A 1310-nucleotide genomic window follows, 5' to 3' on the forward strand; every position below is an offset into this window, starting at 1 on the left:
GTGGATGAGTCGTTTTTCGATTTGGGCGGCGACAGCATTTTGTCGATGCAGGTGGTGGCGCGGGCGCGGGCGGCGGGTTTGATGTGTCGGCCGCGTGATGTGTTTGTCGAGCAGAGCGTGGCGCGGTTGGCGCGGGTGGTGGGGGTCGTCGAGGCGGTCGGTGCGGGCGATGAGGGTGTGGGCCCGGTGCGGCTGACGCCGATCATGGCGTGGCTGGGTGAGGTTGCGGGCCCGGTGGATGAGTTCAACCAGACGATGGTGTTGCAGGCCCCGCCCGAAGTCACGCGAGCCGATGTGGTGGTGGTGGTGCAGGCGCTGGTGGATCGGCATCCGATGTTGCGGTTGTGCGCTACCCGTGTCGGCGGGGGGTGGGTGTTGGCGGTGCCCGAGGTGGGGTCGGTGGATGCCGCGGGGTGTGTGCACACCGTTGAGGTGTTCTCGGATGCGGCGTTGGTGGCGGCGCGTGCGCGGTTGAATCCCGCTGCGGGGCGGATGGTTTCGGTGTTGTGGGTCAGCGCCAGCCATCAGGTGGTGGTGGTGATTCATCATTTGGCTGTTGATGCGGTGTCGTGGCGGATTGTGGTGGAAGACCTCAACATTGCCTGGGCGCAGCATCGGCGTGGTCAGCCGGTGGTGTTGGCGGGGGAGGCGACGTCGTTTGCGCGGTGGTCGGCGGTGTTGGCCGAGTACGCCGGTGATCCGCAGGTGTTGGCCCAGGCTGCGGTGTGGCGCCAGGCTGTGGTCGCCCCGGTGTTGGCGGCGCCGCGGCCTGACACCGATACCTATGCCAGCGCGGGATCGCTGTCGGTGTCGTTGGATGTCGAGCGCACCCGGGCGTTGGTGGGGCCGGTGCCCGCGGCGTTTCACGCCGGGGTGCACGAGGTTTTGCTGATTGCGTTGGGGTTGGCCTGCGCGCAGTTTGTGGGTGACCGGTCGCCGATCGGTATCGATGTGGAAGGCCACGGCCGTATCGAGCAGTTGGCAGCCGAGATCGATCTGTCCCGCACCGTGGGCTGGTTCACCACCAAACACCCCGTCGCGCTTCGCCCGGGCGCCTTGTCGTGGACCCATGTCAGCGCCGGCGACGCTGCCTTGGGTGCGCTGATCAAAGACCTCAAAGAACAACTACGCGCCCTGCCCGAGCCCGTGACCTACGGGCTGCTGCGCTACCTCAACACCGACGCCGACCTGACCACCCCCGACCCCACCATCGGATTCAACTACCTCGGACGATCGGGCGCGGCGGCCGCCGACATGTCGGAGGAGCTGTGGCGGGTCAGCGCCGACGGCTTGCCGATCACGGTCGCCGC

General features: G+C 67.6%; 1 protein-coding gene. It reads left to right on the plus strand.

Going from position 1 to position 1310, the window contains the following annotated elements; all coding sequences use genetic code 11:
* Nucleotides 1-1310, plus strand: a 1310-nt coding sequence (locus AC5Y4C_RS20950) for a condensation domain-containing protein (RefSeq protein WP_500008528.1), incomplete at both ends; no start/stop codon positions are given.

The sequence above is a fragment of the Mycobacterium sp. NGS35 genome, from assembly GCF_059812855.1.